This window comes from Acinetobacter larvae (assembly GCF_001704115.1).
GTDB classification, from domain to species: domain Bacteria; phylum Pseudomonadota; class Gammaproteobacteria; order Pseudomonadales; family Moraxellaceae; genus Acinetobacter; species Acinetobacter larvae.
Map to the genome: position 1 here is coordinate 3,344,465 of NZ_CP016895.1, position 17,503 is coordinate 3,361,967.

General features: G+C 43.3%; 10 protein-coding genes, 2 tRNA genes and 3 rRNA genes. 6 read left to right on the forward strand and 9 right to left on the reverse strand.

Annotated features, from left to right (window positions below):
* Complete coding sequence (locus tag BFG52_RS14835; protein ID WP_067557951.1) at positions 1 to 333, reverse strand: DUF485 domain-containing protein; 333 nt, start codon at positions 331 to 333, stop codon at positions 1 to 3.
* Positions 334 to 517: 184 nt separating this feature from the next.
* Here BFG52_RS14835 and BFG52_RS14840 point away from each other — a divergent pair, with 184 nt between their 5' ends.
* Together BFG52_RS14840 and BFG52_RS14845 are read left to right on the forward strand one after the other, a co-directional pair.
* A complete protein-coding gene (locus tag BFG52_RS14840) occupies positions 518 to 4,009 on the forward strand; it encodes a PAS domain-containing hybrid sensor histidine kinase/response regulator (RefSeq protein WP_067557955.1) in 3,492 nt (1,163 codons plus the stop codon).
* 392 nt (positions 4,010 to 4,401) lie between these two features.
* Positions 4,402 to 5,172 (forward strand): hypothetical protein, encoded by a 771-nt coding sequence (locus BFG52_RS14845; protein WP_067557958.1) that lies wholly within the window; start codon positions 4,402 to 4,404, stop codon positions 5,170 to 5,172.
* A gap of 74 nt (positions 5,173 to 5,246) precedes the next feature.
* Here the strand turns inward: BFG52_RS14845 and BFG52_RS14850 are convergent, their stop codons facing one another.
* Positions 5,247 to 5,897, reverse strand: coding sequence for a response regulator transcription factor (locus BFG52_RS14850; RefSeq protein WP_067557961.1), 651 nt, complete (start codon positions 5,895 to 5,897; stop codon positions 5,247 to 5,249).
* 365 nt (positions 5,898 to 6,262) lie between these two features.
* On the opposite strand from BFG52_RS14850, the gene msuE reads away from it, so the two are divergent.
* Both msuE and sfnG read left to right on the forward strand, forming a co-directional pair.
* Positions 6,263 to 7,000: an FMN reductase gene (gene msuE / locus BFG52_RS14855; RefSeq protein WP_067557964.1), complete on the forward strand. Its 738-nt coding sequence runs from the start codon at positions 6,263 to 6,265 to the stop codon at positions 6,998 to 7,000.
* 44 nt (positions 7,001 to 7,044) lie between these two features.
* Complete coding sequence (gene sfnG, locus BFG52_RS14860) at positions 7,045 to 8,163, forward strand: dimethylsulfone monooxygenase SfnG (protein ID WP_067557967.1); 1,119 nt, start codon at positions 7,045 to 7,047, stop codon at positions 8,161 to 8,163.
* Positions 8,164 to 8,405: 242 nt separating this feature from the next.
* On the opposite strand, the gene rrf is transcribed toward sfnG, so the two are convergent.
* The 7 genes from rrf to dprA form a co-directional block, all read right to left on the reverse strand.
* Positions 8,406 to 8,520: ribosomal RNA gene (gene rrf, locus BFG52_RS14865) — 5S ribosomal RNA — on the reverse strand.
* Between the two features lie 186 nt (positions 8,521 to 8,706).
* Positions 8,707 to 11,598 (reverse strand): 23S ribosomal RNA (locus tag BFG52_RS14870).
* A gap of 355 nt (positions 11,599 to 11,953) precedes the next feature.
* A tRNA-Ala gene (locus BFG52_RS14875) sits at positions 11,954 to 12,029 on the reverse strand.
* A 75-nt stretch (positions 12,030 to 12,104) separates the two neighbouring features.
* Positions 12,105 to 12,181, reverse strand: a tRNA-Ile gene (locus BFG52_RS14880).
* Positions 12,182 to 12,238: 57 nt separating this feature from the next.
* Positions 12,239 to 13,775, reverse strand: a 16S ribosomal RNA gene (locus BFG52_RS14885).
* The 16S, 23S and 5S rRNA genes sit together here with 2 tRNA genes alongside, the layout of an rRNA operon.
* 607 nt (positions 13,776 to 14,382) lie before the next feature.
* Positions 14,383 to 14,952, reverse strand: coding sequence for a Sua5/YciO/YrdC/YwlC family protein (locus tag BFG52_RS14890; RefSeq protein ID WP_067557970.1), 570 nt, complete (start codon positions 14,950 to 14,952; stop codon positions 14,383 to 14,385).
* Between the two features lie 44 nt (positions 14,953 to 14,996).
* Positions 14,997 to 16,124 carry a DNA-processing protein DprA gene (gene dprA, locus BFG52_RS14895; RefSeq protein ID WP_067557973.1) on the reverse strand — a complete coding sequence of 376 codons (1,128 nt, stop codon included), beginning with the start codon at positions 16,122 to 16,124 and terminating at the stop codon, positions 14,997 to 14,999.
* 250 nt (positions 16,125 to 16,374) lie between these two features.
* Between dprA and def the strand changes: the two genes are divergently transcribed.
* Both def and BFG52_RS14905 read left to right on the forward strand, forming a co-directional pair.
* A complete protein-coding gene (def, locus tag BFG52_RS14900) occupies positions 16,375 to 16,893 on the forward strand; it encodes a peptide deformylase (protein WP_067557976.1) in 519 nt (172 codons plus the stop codon).
* Between the two features lie 82 nt (positions 16,894 to 16,975).
* On the forward strand, positions 16,976 to 17,446 hold the full coding sequence (locus BFG52_RS14905) for a DUF2946 family protein (protein ID WP_067557979.1): 471 nt from the start codon (positions 16,976 to 16,978) through the stop codon (positions 17,444 to 17,446).
* Positions 17,447 to 17,503: the final 57 nt, after the last annotated feature.

Below are 17,503 nucleotides of genomic sequence, written 5' to 3' on the forward strand. Positions count from 1 at the left end.
TTAGTTTGCTCCCTTGTCATGTGTGATTGCTTCCACTTCACGCATGGCTTCTTGTGTCAGCTTGTCCAAAAAGTTATTTGCGATAAAAGAATAAATACCTGACAAAACGAATGACAATACAATAATTCCAAGTCCTAATGGAATTCCCCAAGTGGTTACACCACCATCAAATGAACTCATCAAAAATTCTTTGTTATAGCCAACTAGAAGCATAAATCCGACATACACAATCAACATAATTGCCGTAAGTGTCCAACTTAAATTTCTTTTTTTTGCGACCATCTCTTTGAACTTTGGATTGTGTAGAATACGTTCTACCTGTTGTCCGTCCATAATCTTGCTCCTTGTAAAACCAATCCGAAAATTGCTGTTTATTTTGTAGTTGTTTTGCACATATTAAATTAGCAATGTTCGATGAGTTTCGTAACTTAGACTTTGGTCGTTAAATCACAGGATATACGGTGTATTCGAGCCGTATTACGTTATTATGGCGCTGGAGTAGTAAGCTTTGAGTTCTATGAACAGTTGGTTAATTATCGGGACCCTCGCCCTTTATATCCTGATTTTATTTGGTTGTGCCTTCTACGGAGAAAAACATGCCAGCCGTCTAAGTAAACGCGGTCGTATGCTGTTGTTTAGCTTAACCTTGGGTGTGTATTGCTCATCTTGGACTTTTTATGGTGCAACTGGAGCCGCTGTTCGTGATGGCATCTTATTCTTGCCTATCTACTTGGGCCCCCTGATTTTTATTGGTTTAGGCTATGATATCTGGCGACGGCTTGGTCGTGTACGACGACACCATGCTATTTCCTCTATTGCCGATTTTGTCGCAGCACGCTATGGCAAAAGTGGTGCATTGGCATCTTTGGTGACGATTCTTGCCGTCATTGCAATTATTCCCTATCTCGCATTACAACTGCGTGCTATCGCTCTCAGTGCATCGGTACTGCTCAATCATAATACCCATTTGGTTAGCACCACCACCAATAGTGTATTGGCCCTCACTGCGGTTCTCGCTGTCTTGGCGATGATGTTTGGTACACGGCAGATTGCCAACACCGAACAACATGGCGGGCTTATGTTGGCAGTAGCATTTGAATCCTTTGTAAAATTATTTGCGCTCATTATGGTCGCGCTATTTTTTATCTTTGAATCACCAGACAATATTGTGCAAATCTCTCACGATGTTGAACAGACTTTTCATAAAGTACAACAGTTTGGTGTGCCTGAAACCTTTTGGATTCAAACGTTACTGGCTGGTTTAGCAATTATTTGCCTACCGCGGCAATTTCATGTGGCGGTGGTAGAACTGCATGATGAAAAGCACATCAAAGGTGCGCGGCTTTGGTTTACCTTATATCTGGTTTTGACCATATTGGCGATTATTCCCATTGCCAGTTGGGCAATGCATGTTGCCCCCGATTATCTGACTATTCCTGATATTGCAGTTTTATCTTTACCGCTGAGCTATCAACATGATTGGTTAACATTATTAGCATTTCTAGGTGGATTCTCTGCCTCTACTGGTATGCTTTTAGTGTCCTCTGTTGCGCTATCCATTATGTTGAGTAATGACTTAATTATTCCGGCATTATGGCGCTTTGGCATACTCTCGCGACAAGATAAGTTTCTACCCGTCGTCCTCAAACTGACACGACGAATTTGCATTGTCGTTGTGATGCTTTTAGGCTTTTTGTTTTTTAACTTTTTTAAAGATATCGATCAACTTTCAGTATTTGGTTTATTGGCTTTTAGTGCTGTTGCACAATTTGCGCCAGCGCTCATTGGCGGGCTTTACTGGCGTGGTGGTAGCCAACAGGGCGTCAATGCCGGTCTGATGGTAGGTTTCACACTATGGAGCTATACGCTGTTATTACCCACCTTATTGCGTAGCCTACCAGATCAATATCAAATGTTTAGCTACCATTTTCTCAATGGTGGACCTGCCGGTATCAATTGGCTTCGCCCCGAAGCATTGCTCGGCTTTGAGTCCTTAGCACCGCTAACACACGGTGTACTATGGTCTTTAGGGCTTAATATTTTGGCTTTCATTTGGGTATCACGTATTTATCGCCCCAGTGTTGCCGAACAGATTCAAGCTGAAAGTTTCTTTTATTATCAAACCAAACCTTTACCATCTCACAACAACCCAGTGGAAATGAATTACTTACAGCATGATGCCGCACGGCTCAAAGTGGGTGATTTAATGGTATTGGCCAAGCGTATTACTGGTGAGCAGCCAACGATTCAGGCTTTCCAAAATTTCTGCCATCAAAATAATATCAGCTTAAATGAACAAGGCAGTGCCAACGGGATGTGGTGGCGTTTTACCGAACAGTATTTGGCTGGCACCATAGGCGCAGCTTCAGCACGAACCTTATTAACCACGGCCATGGTCAATGATGGGCTAGCACTTGGTCAGGTTGCCAATATTTTAGACCAAGCTTCACAATGGCAACGTTTCAATCAGAATCTGATCATGACCATGATTGACCATATGACACAAGGGGTCAGTGTGGTTGATGAAAACATGTGTTTGGTCGCTTGGAACAACCAATATCTTAAGTTGTTTGATTATCCACAAAATTTAGTCTACGTCGGTTGTCCAATTGCCGATTTAATCCGCTATAACGCAGAACGTGGCGAATGTGGTCCAGGTTCAATTGAAGAGCACGTACGTAAACGAATCAACTGGATGGTCAAAGGCAGCGCGCATGAATTTGAACGCATTCGTAAAGATGGACGTGTCATTCAGATGCGCGGTAATCCCATTCAAGGCGGTGGTTTTGTCACAACTTTTGCCGACATTACAGCATTCCGTGAGAACGAAGCAATTTTGGAAGCACGTGTACAAGAACGAACGCAACAATTGGCTGATGCACTCACAGAACAGCAATTAGCACGAGAACAAGCTGATCGTGCCAACCAATCGAAAAGCCGGTTTATCGCCGCAGCCAGTCATGACTTACTGCAACCTATGCATGCCGCACGATTATTTAGCACCGCATTAGAACACAGCGTGCAAAGCGAAGAAGATTTACAAATCTTACAACAGCTAGATCGCTCGCTGCATGGTGCGGAAAGTATGTTATCGGCGTTGTTAGATATCGCTCGTCTTGAAGGCGAAGCCATTCAGCCGAAAGTACAGGCATACCCCTTGCGCGACTTGCTCAATGATCTAGAATTACAATTCAAATCGATTGCAGCACAACGCAATATTCAGCTCAAAGTACATGACACAAAATTTTGGATTGAAACTGATCCACAATGGATTCGACGCATTATTCAAAACTTTGTCAGCAATGCTTTGCGTTATACAGCAAAAGGTCGCGTGGTGGTCGGTGTTTTACGTGCAGCCAGTCGACCTAACTATATTCGTATTGGGGTATGGGATACTGGTCCAGGTATTTCTGAAGAACAACGTATCAAGCTCTTTCAGGAGTTTGTACGTTGTGGTCATACCTCACCTTGGAGTGAGCAAGGTTTGGGTTTAGGCTTAGCCATTGTACAGCGCATGACCAGCATGTTGGATTATCCTGTCAATGTCTACTCTACCTTGCATAAAGGCTCTTGTTTTATGGTTGAAGTGCCGACGACACAAGCACCTCAGCTCAATGTCAGTAATAATCCTGTTGCTGCCATTCAAGGACATGCCATGAAGATCTTATGCTTAGATAATGACGGCACAATTTTGGATTGTATGTCGATTTTATTAGGACGTTGGGGCTATGATATTTATAAAGCAGCAACCCCAGCCGAAGCTGAGCAAATTATTAAAGAACATCCAATACAAGTTTGGTTGGTTGACCAGCATTTAGATCAAGATATGCTTGGACTCAACTTTATTTTAGAACATCGCCCTGCGCACATTCCTGTTGCCTTAATCACAGCAGATTCAGACCCAGAATTACCGCAACGTTTGAAAGCGCTCAATATTGTATTACTCAAAAAACCACTTAAACCCGCGTCATTACGAGCATGGCTTTCAAGCTTAAAAGTCACACAATAAATCTTAAATTTCTGCTTTGTTCTGCATAAATTGTTACCATGATTTCTGCAGAACAAAGCTAAAGCAGATCTTAAATAGCACATGATTAGCAATTTATTTTTTTTGTTTTGCATAATCCGACAAATCATCTCAGAAAATAGCCTACTGGACTGACCAAAAATTTCAATATGCTCTTTTCTATGGCAAAGATGATCAAAAATATAAATATACATGTGTACACTTTGTTACTATTTTGCAAGATACTGAATTTTATTAATATATTGTTGATTTCTTACAATATAAGACTTTAGTCTAATTTGTATTGCATCTTAAAAAAATCATAAAATCAAAACCAATATAGACAACTTAAATTTTGCGATATGCTCTGCAAAAATTTAAAATGGAGTTTTACCATGACACGAAGCAACCAAAACGACTCAAACCATGCGCTTCAAAACCAACAATTTCATCGTCAATATGCGCTCAATGCAATTTTACCGGAAATCCATTGGAACGAACTTTTTCAGAACAGTAAGCTCGCCCAGCACCATACTCAAGCCCTCGATACTTTATATCGCTGTACTGTACCTTTGGCTTTACAAGTTTTTGATGAGCTCAATTTTGATGTCTTCGCTCCCGCTGCCTATCATCCGCAAGGCTTAGGGTTATTTGAAAAATTATCTGAACAAGAACAAAAATTTCTGGACGTATTACAGACAGAAAGCCAATCCTTAGACCAAGCAGTGCGTCATCAAATCTGGAGCATGTTACTCCGTGGCGGCGCTGTTTTAGTCTTTAAAGCCTGGTTAGGCAAAGTACGTCATGATCAAGATATGCTTGATCTCAATCAATTCGATGAATTATCAGATCTGCTCTTTATCAAAACTGCGCCAGATCAACTTGCCGATTTATTAGCAATCGACCCGCATGCCCATGATGACCATATCTTCCTGATGTATGGTGATGATGTTTTCCTTGATCGTTTCAATAGTTTGGCTACAGCAGCATTATTTGTTGATCTAGGCGTTTATGATGCAGCTTTTTTAAGCTTACGTGATGACAGAGTCGCTGAGTACCTGATTAGAAAACAGTATGTTACCCAAGAGCAAATCAATGATTTGCAATGTGCTCTCAACCCTTTGTATTGCGATAGCTTAACACCGAAACAAGATTGCTTGGCTTAATCGCTGAGCAATATTCACTGTTCAATGTCAATCATCACCCGCCATGTATAGCCAAATTGCAATACATGGCTTTTTTATAGCCTTTTTTCTTCCAAATTGAGTGCACTAATAGCAAGCACAGCCTGAGTACGATTTTGCACACCCAGTTTTCTGAAAATAGACGTTAAATGCGCTTTGATTGTTGCCTCGGAAACATCGAGCTCATAAGCAATTTGCTTATTGAGTAAACCACCAGAAACCATCATCAATACTCTAAATTGCTGCGGCGTCAAAGATTGGATACGCTCTGCTAATGCAGCTTCATCTGCGGCACGGGCATCAAAACTAAGATTCAATGGTAGATTCGGTGGCAACCAAACATCCCCCTCCAATACCTGACGAATTGCTTCACCAATATGGCTCGGGTGTGATGATTTTGGGATATAGCCTGCGGCTCCATGTGCGACTGCACGTTGAATAATAGATACTTCTTCATGTGCAGATACAACGATGATCGGGATAGCTGGATACTGAGCACGTACATAGATCAAAGCAGAGAAACCAGAAGCGCCTGGTAAACTTAAATCTAACAATACTAAATCAGGTTCTGGCCCCTTTTCCAAACGTTCATAAAATTCATTCACTGCAGCAGTTTCATGAATTTGTACCTGCGGGAAACTATAACGTACAGCTTGAATTAAAGCATGACGAAATAGCGGATGATCATCAACAATTAATATATTCATAAGTAAGGCGTGACATCTCTAGCACAGTTACTCATTTTAACTGTACTCTTACAATTAAGGATACGTAAATCTTAACCAATTTCTAGAATAATTACCCAATTAAAGCTATTTTTTTCATTTATAGCTCTTTCTCAGATAATTACTGCGTTATTTCCTATAAATCATGATTGTTATCCATTGAAATGAAAATATATATAAAATTTATATTTTTCTCAATAACTTATAGCGCCACTTTTAATATTGAATCTTGAGTATCTCAGTTTATATCAAATAGAGATATTGTTTTTTTTATTCCTTATTTTACAACGACCAAGCAATTATTGATTAATAAGCCTATTCCAAATTTATGTATTTAGGTCATAAGCATGTCTACAGATTTACAAAAACCTTTAAATATCGTTGCAGTATCAGGTGGTTTAAACTTCCCATCCAAGACAGAAAGCCTTATTCAGGAAATTATAGATGAGCTTTCCGATGCAACGCCGGTGCAAGTGCATTTTATAAAATTTAGTGAAATTGGAAGTTTATTAGGGGGTGCAATTTATCGTCATCAATTACCACAACGTGTTCAAGATGACCTCGCAGCTGTTGAAGCAGCTGATGCACTGATCGTTGGAACACCAGTTTATCGTGCATCTTTCACTGGTCTATTTAAACATTTCTTCGATTTTGTAGAACAAACTGCTTTAGTCGATGTACCCGTACTCTTGGCTGCTTCTGGGGGTAGCGATCGTCATGCCTTAGTTTTAGAGCACCAGTTGCGCCCATTGTTTAGTTTTTTCCAAGCGCAGACCTTGCCAATTGGTGTCTATGCTACAGATCGTGACTTCAATGCAGACTATACCATTCAAAGCCAAAGCCTACGTGATCGGATTACCTTAGCCATTGCACGTGCCTTACCCGTATTGGAATGGGCACCAGCCAAAGGTCATCGTGCTGAAATTGTCAAAGCCAAAACTGAGCAGGCCAATGCAAATCTAGGAATTAATAAACAAATCGAACAAGAAGAAGTACTCCCCTCTGTTGCAGTACCAAGCCTAGATGCCGCTGAATCAAGATTACAACAGAAGCATTTAGACAAAACTAAAACACAGGTTGCTTAAGCAATCTGTGTTTACGACCAACAATAATAACAAAGGAAATAACCATGACTGATTCAAAAAATCAAATTAAATTTGCCTACTGGGTACCCAACGTAAGTGGCGGACTCGTTGTCAGTAACATTGAACAACGTACCGATTGGCGTTATGACTACAATGTCCGATTGGCTCAAGCAGCAGAAAGAAATGGTTTTGAATATGCACTCACACAAATCCGCTTTACCGCAGGTTATGGTGCTGAATATCAACATGAATCAGTCAGTTTTAGTCACGCTATTTTGGCTAAAACTGAACGCTTAAAAGTAATTGCTGCTATTTTACCCGGTCCATGGAAACCTGCTTTAGCTGCAAAACAATTGGCAACAATTGATCAACTCACCCAAGGACGTATCGCGGTCAATATTGTCAGTGGTTGGTTTAAAGGTGAATTTGATGCAATTGGTGAAGATTGGCCCGAACATGATGAACGCTATCGCCGATCAGAAGAATTTATTCAGTGTCTTAAAGGTATTTGGTCACAAGAGCAATTTAGCTTTCATGGCAAATACTATCAATTCAACCATTACACCCTAAAACCCAAACCTATTCAGAAACCTTATATAGAAATTTTCCAAGGTGGTAGTTCAAGGGCTGCACGTGATATGGCTGCACGCGTATCTGATTGGTATTTTACCAATGGCAATAACGCAGATGCCTTAAGAGAACAAATCAATGATTTGAAAATTAAAGCCAAAAATCATCAACATCAAGTCCGCGTTGCGGTTAATGCCTTTGTGATTGCCAGAGATACTGAACAAGAAGCCCAAGCCGTCTTACAAGAGATTATTGATGAAGCCAATGTCGAAGCCGTGCAAGCTTTTGCCATTGCAACAAGAGAAGCGGGTGCAGCCACAAAAGAAGGTGAAGGCAACTGGGCAAAATCAAGCTTTGAAGATCTAGTACAGTACAATGATGGCTTTAAGACCAATTTAATTGGTACACCACAACAAATTGCTGAACGCATCGTTGCTTTAAAAGCACTTGGTATTGATCTAATTTTGATTGGTTTTTTACATTTTATCGAGGAAGTCGAATACTTTGGCGAAAAAGTTCTTCCTTTAGTAAGAGCACTAGAACAGCAGCAGCTCAGTGCAAGTGCAAGTGCAAGTGCAAGTGCAAGTGCATAAAAATCATAACAATAAAGAAATATAGTACAGCAACTCCGTTTCCCTCTTTGTCTGGACTAAGAGGGAATTTTTATGGTTAGGATCAGCTAGTTTTTCTATATTGCATTGCGGGAATATTTCTTGAGTTGTCTGCCATCACACTGCTTATTTTTATGTTTTTATCTTTCGCTATTTCACCATTTTATTAAAATATAACCAAAAAAAATCCCTCGATGTTTGACATCGAGGGATATGTAATCATGAGCTGGCGATGACTTACTCTCACATGGGTAACCCCACACTACCATCAGCGCGAAGAGGTTTCACTTCTGAGTTCGGGAAGGGATCAGGTGGTTCACTCTTGCTATTGTCGCCAGCACAACTGTTTATGGTGATTTCTGGTCTGATCTGAACATTTTTATTCAGTGCCATACTTTCTTAACCAAATGAGTTATTAACGGATTAGAACTGGGTCTGTATTGTAACTAGAATTTCACATGAATCAAGTAGATTTGATTTTAAATGAATCGAATGAGCTTTATACAACAACTGTTTGGGTGTTGTATAGTCAAGCCTCACGAGCAATTAGTATTGGTCAGCTTCACATGTCGCCATGCTTCCACATCCAACCTATCAACGTCGTAGTCTTCAACGGCTCTTTAGTGGAGATAAACTCCAAGGGAAATCTAATCTTGAGGTAGGCTTCCCGCTTAGATGCTTTCAGCGGTTATCCCTTCCGAACATAGCTACCCGGCGATGCGACTGGCGTCACAACCGGTACACCAGAGGTTCGTCCACTCTGGTCCTCTCGTACTAGGAGCAGATCCTCTCAAATTTCCAACGCCCACGGTAGATAGGGACCGAACTGTCTCACGACGTTCTAAACCCAGCTCGCGTACCTCTTTAAATGGCGAACAGCCATACCCTTGGGACCTGCTTCAGCCCCAGGATGAGATGAGCCGACATCGAGGTGCCAAACACCGCCGTCGATATGAACTCTTGGGCGGTATCAGCCTGTTATCCCCAGAGTACCTTTTATCCGTTGAGCGATGGCCCTTCCATACAGAACCACCGGATCACTAAGACCTACTTTCGTACCTGCTCGACTTGTTGGTCTCGCAGTTAAGCGCGCTTTTGCCTTTATACTCTACGCGTGATTTCCGACCACGCTGAGCGCACCTTCGTACTCCTCCGTTACTCTTTAGGAGGAGACCGCCCCAGTCAAACTACCCACCAGACATGGTCCTCGATCCCGATTAGGGACCAGAGTTAGAACCTCAACATTACCAGGGTGGTATTTCAAGGATGGCTCCATGGTAACTAGCGTCACCACTTCTAAGCCTCCCACCTATCCTACACAAGTAAGGTCAAAGTTCAATGTCAAGCTGCAGTAAAGGTTCACGGGGTCTTTCCGTCTAGCCGCGGGTACACTGCATCTTCACAGCGATTTCGATTTCACTGAGCCTCTGCTGGAGACAGCGCCGCCATCATTATGCCATTCGTGCAGGTCGGAACTTACCCGACAAGGAATTTCGCTACCTTAGGACCGTTATAGTTACGGCCGCCGTTTACTGGGGCTTCGATCAAGAGCTTCGCTTACGCTAACCCCATCAATTAACCTTCCAGCACCGGGCAGGCATCACACCCTATACGTCCACTTTCGTGTTTGCAGAGTGCTATGTTTTTAATAAACAGTTGCAGCGGCCTGGTTTCTGAGGCTGCCAACCGCTCATCCCGCGAGGGGAATCACCGTCAGCAGCGTACCTTCTCCCGAAGTTACGGTACCATTTTGCCTAGTTCCTTCAGCAGAGTTCTCTCAAGCGCTTTGGTCTACTCGACCTGACCACCTGTGTCGGTTTCGGGTACGATTCCTGTGTAACTGTAGCTTAGAGACTTTTCCTGGAAGCAGGGTATCAGCCACTTCGCTAGTAAACTAGCTTGCTATCGACTCTCAGCATAGAGCACCCCGGATTTGCCTAAGATGCATGCCTACTGTCTTCCACCTGGACAACCAACGCCAGGCTGACTTAACCTTCTCCGTCCTCTCATCGCATTACACAGAAGTATTGGAATATTAACCAATTTCCCATCGACTACGCCTCTCGGCCTCGCCTTAGGGGTCGACTCACCCAGCCCCGATTAACGTTGGACTGGAACCCTTGGTCTTTCAGCGAACGGGTTTTTCACCCGTTTTATCGTTACTCACGTCAGCATTCGCACTTCTGATACCTCCAGCAGACTTCTCAATCCACCTTCTTCGGCTTACAGAACGCTCCCCTACCACGTATACATAAGTATACATCCGCAGCTTCGGCACATAGTTTTAGCCCCGTTACATCTTCCGCGCAGGCCGACTCGACTAGTGAGCTATTACGCTTTCTTTAAAGGGTGGCTGCTTCTAAGCCAACCTCCTAGCTGTCTATGCCTTCCCACATCGTTTCCCACTTAACTATGATTTTGGGGCCTTAGCTGGCGGTCTGGATTGTTTTCCTCTTGACTACGGACGTTAGCACCCGCAGTCTGTCTCCCGGATAGTACTCATTGGTATTCGGAGTTTGCATCGGTTTGGTAAGTCGGGATGACCCCCTAGCCGAAACAGTGCTCTACCCCCAATGGTATTCGTCCGAGGCGCTACCTAAATAGCTTTCGGGGAGAACCAGCTATCACCGAGTTTGATTAGCCTTTCACCCCTATCCACAAGTCATCCCCCGGCTTTTCAACGACGGTGGGTTCGGTCCTCCAGTTAGTGTTACCCAACCTTCAACCTGCTCATGGATAGATCACCCGGTTTCGGGTCTATACCCAGCAACTAGACGCCCTATTAAGACTCGATTTCTCTACGGCTCCCCTATACGGTTAACCTCGCTACTGAATATAAGTCGCTGACCCATTATACAAAAGGTACGCAGTCACTCCAAAATGGAGCTCCCACTGCTTGTATGCATGCGGTTTCAGGATCTATTTCACTCCCCTCACAGGGGTTCTTTTCGCCTTTCCCTCACGGTACTGGTTCACTATCGGTCAGTCAGGAGTATTTAGCCTTGGAGGATGGTCCCCCCATATTCAGACAAGGTTTCACGTGCCTCGCCCTACTCGACATCATCATATTTGCTCTTTCGTGTACGGGAATATCACCCTCTACGTTTGCACTTCCCAGTGCATTCCACTAAAACAAATATGACTTAATGGGCTGTTCCCCGTTCGCTCGCCGCTACTCAGGGAATCTCAATTGATTTCTTTTCCTAAGGGTACTGAGATGTTTCACTTCCCCTCGTTCGCCTCAATAACCTATGTATTCAGTTATTGATACCTACCTTAAAGTAGGTGGGTTTCCCCATTCAGACATCGCCGGATCACAGGATATTTGCCGCCTCCCCGACGCTTTTCGCAGGCTATCACGTCTTTCTTCGCCTCTGACTGCCAAGGCATCCACCACATGCACTTAATTACTTGACTATACAACCCCAAACAGTCGCAAGCACCTACAAGGAGCACTAACAACATCGCAGTTCGAAGTTTCGTGTACTTAAACACTGTACAGCTTCAATCTAAATTCACATACCAAAACGCTTGATTCAGTGTTCATTTACTAGTTCTCAATTTGTCTTTTCAAACAAATCAAGTTGAACAATTTATTTCAGACTCAATTTCTAATCTGTTAATGATTTATCTTGCCTTCGTCAGGTCAAGATACTGTGATAAATCACAGAGGTTAAATATAATCAGCTCATGCCAATTCTTATTTAAACTCTATAATCGATCTTTCATTTTAGCTTTAAGCTTCTTTCTTAGCCTTACTCATCATAATGAGTGGTGGAGACTAGGAGAGTCGAACTCCTGACCTCCTGCGTGCAAAGCAGGCGCTCTACCAACTAAGCTAAGTCCCCAGCTTAAATCTACGAGATTATTTCGTATCTACTTTTCCGTCACCCTCTCACAAGATACCTTGCAAGCATAGTTAGTGGTGGGTCTGACAAGACTTGAACTTGTGACCCCACGCTTATCAAGCGTGTGCTCTAACCAACTGAGCTACAGACCCATCGTAGACACTGAAGAACAACTTGTTGTGGATTCTTACCAATCACTAATCTTTCGTTAAGGAGGTGATCCAGCCGCAGGTTCCCCTACGGCTACCTTGTTACGACTTCACCCCAGTCATTGGCCACACCGTGGTAAGCGGACTCCTTACGGTTATCCTACCTACTTCTGGTGCAACAAACTCCCATGGTGTGACGGGCGGTGTGTACAAGGCCCGGGAACGTATTCACCGCGGCATTCTGATCCGCGATTACTAGCGATTCCGACTTCATGGAGTCGAGTTGCAGACTCCAATCCGGACTACGATCGGCTTTTTGAGATTAGCATCCTATCGCTAGGTAGCAACCCTTTGTACCGACCATTGTAGCACGTGTGTAGCCCTGGCCGTAAGGGCCATGATGACTTGACGTCGTCCCCGCCTTCCTCCAGTTTGTCACTGGCAGTATCCTTAAAGTTCCCATCCGAAATGCTGGCAAGTAAGGAAAAGGGTTGCGCTCGTTGCGGGACTTAACCCAACATCTCACGACACGAGCTGACGACAGCCATGCAGCACCTGTATGTGAATTCCCGAAGGCACCAATCTATCTCTAGATCGTTCTCACTATGTCAAGGCCAGGTAAGGTTCTTCGCGTTGCATCGAATTAAACCACATGCTCCACCGCTTGTGCGGGCCCCCGTCAATTCATTTGAGTTTTAGTCTTGCGACCGTACTCCCCAGGCGGTCTACTTATCGCGTTAGCTGCGCCACTAAAGCCTCAAAGGCCCCAACGGCTAGTAGACATCGTTTACAGCATGGACTACCAGGGTATCTAATCCTGTTTGCTCCCCATGCTTTCGTACCTCAGCGTCAGTATTAGGCCAGAAGGCTGCCTTCGCCATCGGTATTCCTCCAGATCTCTACGCATTTCACCGCTACACCTGGAATTCTACCTTCCTCTCCCATACTCTAGCCACCCAGTATCGAATGCAATTCCCAAGTTAAGCTCGGGGATTTCACATTTGACTTAAATGGCCGCCTACGCACGCTTTACGCCCAGTAAATCCGATTAACGCTCGCACCCTCTGTATTACCGCGGCTGCTGGCACAGAGTTAGCCGGTGCTTATTCTGCGAGTAACGTCCAATACACTTAGGTATTATCTAAGGTACTCTCCTCCTCGCTTAAAGTGCTTTACAACCATAAGGCCTTCTTCACACACGCGGCATGGCTGGATCAGGGTTCCCCCCATTGTCCAATATTCCCCACTGCTGCCTCCCGTAGGAGTCTGGGCCGTGTCTCAGTCCCAGTGTGGCGGATCATCCTCTCAGACCCGCTACAGATCGTCGCCTTGGTAGGCCTTTACCCCACCAACTAGCTAATCCGACTTAGGCTCATCCATTAACGCAAGGTCTTACGATCCCCTGCTTTCCCCCGTAGGGCGTATGCGGTATTAGCGCTCCTTTCGAAACGTTATCCCCCATTAATGGGCAGATTCCTAAGCTTTACTCACCCGTCCGCCGCTAGGTCCAGTACCGAAGCACCTTCCCCCGCTCGACTTGCATGTGTTAAGCCTGCCGCCAGCGTTCAATCTGAGCCATGATCAAACTCTTCAGTTAAAATCATTAGTGACTTAAGGTCACAATTCTGGCTCATCAATTACTGACAAAAAATTTGCTCAAATAAACTTCGAGTAATTCCTACCAATCAATCAATGATAATATTTTCGATCAATCAACCAGTAAAAATCCACACAAGTTGTTCTTCATAATCTCTTAATGATCTTCTTACTACTTCGTCAGGAGTAAGCTAGGTCGGCTATTCTACGCCTTATCTTAGATAAGTCAAGCAAAATTTAATGTTTATTGAATTACTTTCTAATTCACTCAACTTAACTTATCACTCTGGATTTGCTAAGCATCTGATTTTAAAAAGCTTTTAATCAACATCACCGCCGATGGATGTGCATTATAGGCTATCTATTTTCTGGCGCAACCCCTTTTTTTGACTTTTCTACACGCTTGTTTGTTTTCTCGGCGATATCGGCGAAATCTCTATTTTTTTGGGTGAAATAGCAGCAACCCAATAACTTCTTGCTTTATTTGCCTACACTCAAGAGAACTTTACGCAAATAAAGCTCAAACTTACAGCCATCTAATTTGTCTTTATCTATTTTCTGATTCATATATTTTCTGGTTACGCTGCTGTTGTTCACATCTGCTAAAACTAAGCGCGAATAATTTCACCCGTTACGGCATCCAAAATACGACTCGGCGCCTGACTTAAGCCCAAGTCACCATTTAGATAATGTACATCCGAATTAAAATAAGCATTGGCTTCTTGCAAACTACGAGCCGGTGCTAAACCGGCAGGATTGGCGCTGGTCGAAACAATAAAACCCTTAAATGCATTACATAAGGCAATACACAATGGGTGGTTGGTTACACGTACAGCAACTTTAGGATGTTGACCGCGAATCCATGTTGGAATTTCATCATGCGCATCTATTAACCAAGTCGTAGCGCGTTCAGCAACAGCTTGTTGTGTCCAGCTATCAATAACACGTTGGCGATAATGTGGTTCTAAGTTTTCCAGTAAGTGTTCGACTTGACTCATTTGACTGGCCAGCAAAATAACGCCTTTTTCAATGGGTCGTTGTTTGAGTCTTAGAATTTCTAAGAAAGCAGCTTGATTGAAGGGGTCGCAACCTAAGCCCCAGACCGCTTCTGTCGGATAGGCCAAAACTTGACCCTTCATTAAACATTCTGCAGCTTCAGCAACTGAGGTTGTAAGCATAAATCATCCTATTTAGAGCATAACATCATTGGCTATTGTGAACTTTAATGGCTCATTCGGCAACGTAAGTACAAACCAGACTGCTGAATACAAACACCGATCAACTCTAATTCCATTAATGCAGCTGTCAGTTGTGCGACATTCATCTCTAGTTTAATCGCCAATTGATCTAGATCTTGCCCAATCCAATCGAGCTGCTGATAGACTAAATATAGATGTTCTGGAATCTGTGTTGGTGTAATCGGTTGTTCATTTTGTTGCTGGCATTGCCATTGCGTCGGTAAAGCAAGATCTTCAATAATCTGTTCTGGATGATCGACTAAAATAGCGCCCTCACGAATCAGCTGATGACAACCTTGATGATGTTCTGCATAAATATGCCCTGGGATAGCAAAAGTAACTTTACCTTGTTCTGCAGCAGCTTGGGCAGTAATCAATGAACCGCTATTATGCTTGGCTTCAGCAACGAGCACACCTAAGCTCAGCCCACTTACAATCCGATTACGCCGCGGAAAATGATGTTGTAGCGGTAAAGTTAAGGGAAGATATTCACTAATAATACTGCCTGCATTTTGTAATATTTTTTGCTTCAATTGTTGATTTTGAGATGGATAAGTCGAATCTAACCCCGTTGCAACCACTGCCATTGTGCGTTGGTGAGCCAAGGCACCCAGATGTGCAGCCTCATCAATGCCTTGTGCTAAACCACTATTAATAAAAAAGCCTTTCTCACTTAAGTAGTAGGCAAAATCATAAGCAACTTGTTTACCATGTGGGCTGGCTTTACGGCTTCCCACAATAGCAATCTGCGGTTGAGATAAATTTTGCCATGCCCCTTGAATAAAAAGTATCGGCGGTCGATCACTATAGATGGATAACTGCTGCGGGTATTGGCGCTGTTGCTCGGTCACAATATGATCTGTATGTTGTTGTACCTGCTCTAGACACCGCTGGAAAGCGACTTGACCTTCTGTTTGCTTAAACTGCTGCGCACGCTGGATATGCCCTTGATGTAATTGTAGGGTAGACCAATGACTTAATGCCGTACTTGAGGTGGCTTCAAGTGCGGAGCCAAAATGTTTTAATAGCTTCCGATATGCATGAATAGAATGCTGTACCAGATACCACAGCCGAATCGTTGCGACATCGCAATCAGAAATTTCATCAAGCATGGTTATATCTCAAAATAATAGCGCATTATGATCATTCGTATCACCAGTAAGCTTGAGCAAAAAACACTCATTTAAGACGAAACAATAAGCTCTACTGCTGCTTAGCGGATGATGCTATTGAAATAATTCGCTTATGGCATCTTTGTTTTAGGGTATAATCGGCATATTCGCTGAGTCACTTTATTTTAAATCATCACACCAGTGCTTCATTATTTTTATGATCAATGGCATAAACCAATGAGGATGTAGCATGGCCTTATTACCCATCTTAAGCTTTCCAGACCCGCGTTTGCGTACTGTCGCCAAACCTATTGAAAAGGTCACAGACGAAATCCGCCAATTGGCAGCGGATATGTTTGAAACAATGTATGACGCACCTGGCATTGGTTTAGCTGCAACACAGGTTGATCGACACATTCAATTGATTGTCATGGACCTTTCAGAAGAAAAGAATGAGCCACGGGTATTTATCAACCCCAAAGTAACAGTATTGACTGAAGACACTCAACCTTATGAAGAAGGTTGCTTATCGGTACCTCAAATCTATGACACGGTTGAACGTCCTTCGCGCGTTAAAATCGAATACCTAGACCTAGATGGCAATGCCGTCGAAGTTGATGCGGATGGGCTATTGGCGGTGTGTATTCAACACGAAATGGACCATTTAAAAGGTAAACTCTTTGTTGATTATCTTTCGCCGCTCAAACGCCAACGCGCACGTGATAAGGTCGAAAAAATCGTCAAACAAAGACAAAAAGTAAAACGCTAAGGTCGGTTTGTCTATAAATTAACGCAAGATAGAGCCCAAATCACTTTGGGCTTTGTTATACTGAGTCGGCTAAAATGTTGAGATGAACGTTTTGTTGGGTCGCTGTGGGATATTCCTCGGCTTTGCTGCCGTACTTTTACAGATTGCTGTATTTTTACAGCCTTTGCTACCGCCACAATTTCAAATTGCGCCGGTCTGTGAAACTATTAGCCAAGCATTACAAAGCAATCCAGATTTTCAAAACAAACTGATCCAACAGCAACATAGCACACAGCAACATAGTACACATCATCATAACGTCATATCACTGCAAACAGAAAATGCACACAGCACTGATCACCAAGGTCATCACCATGATCTGAATCATCAATGTCAATACTGTACTGTGTATGGAAACTTAGTCCTACCGCCAGAACTTGATCAAATCAAAGTGATCTTGGATCGTATTATTGTACGTCTGCTTGCATTTCAACATGCTTTTCGCCACATCTATTTTGCGCTACAGCGACTATTTCTAATTCCCCAAGGGCGTGCGCCACCACTTTTCGCATAAATCAAACATCAATTCAGCACTTTGTGGTGCTTTTACCTGTTTCGTTTATGTAGAAAG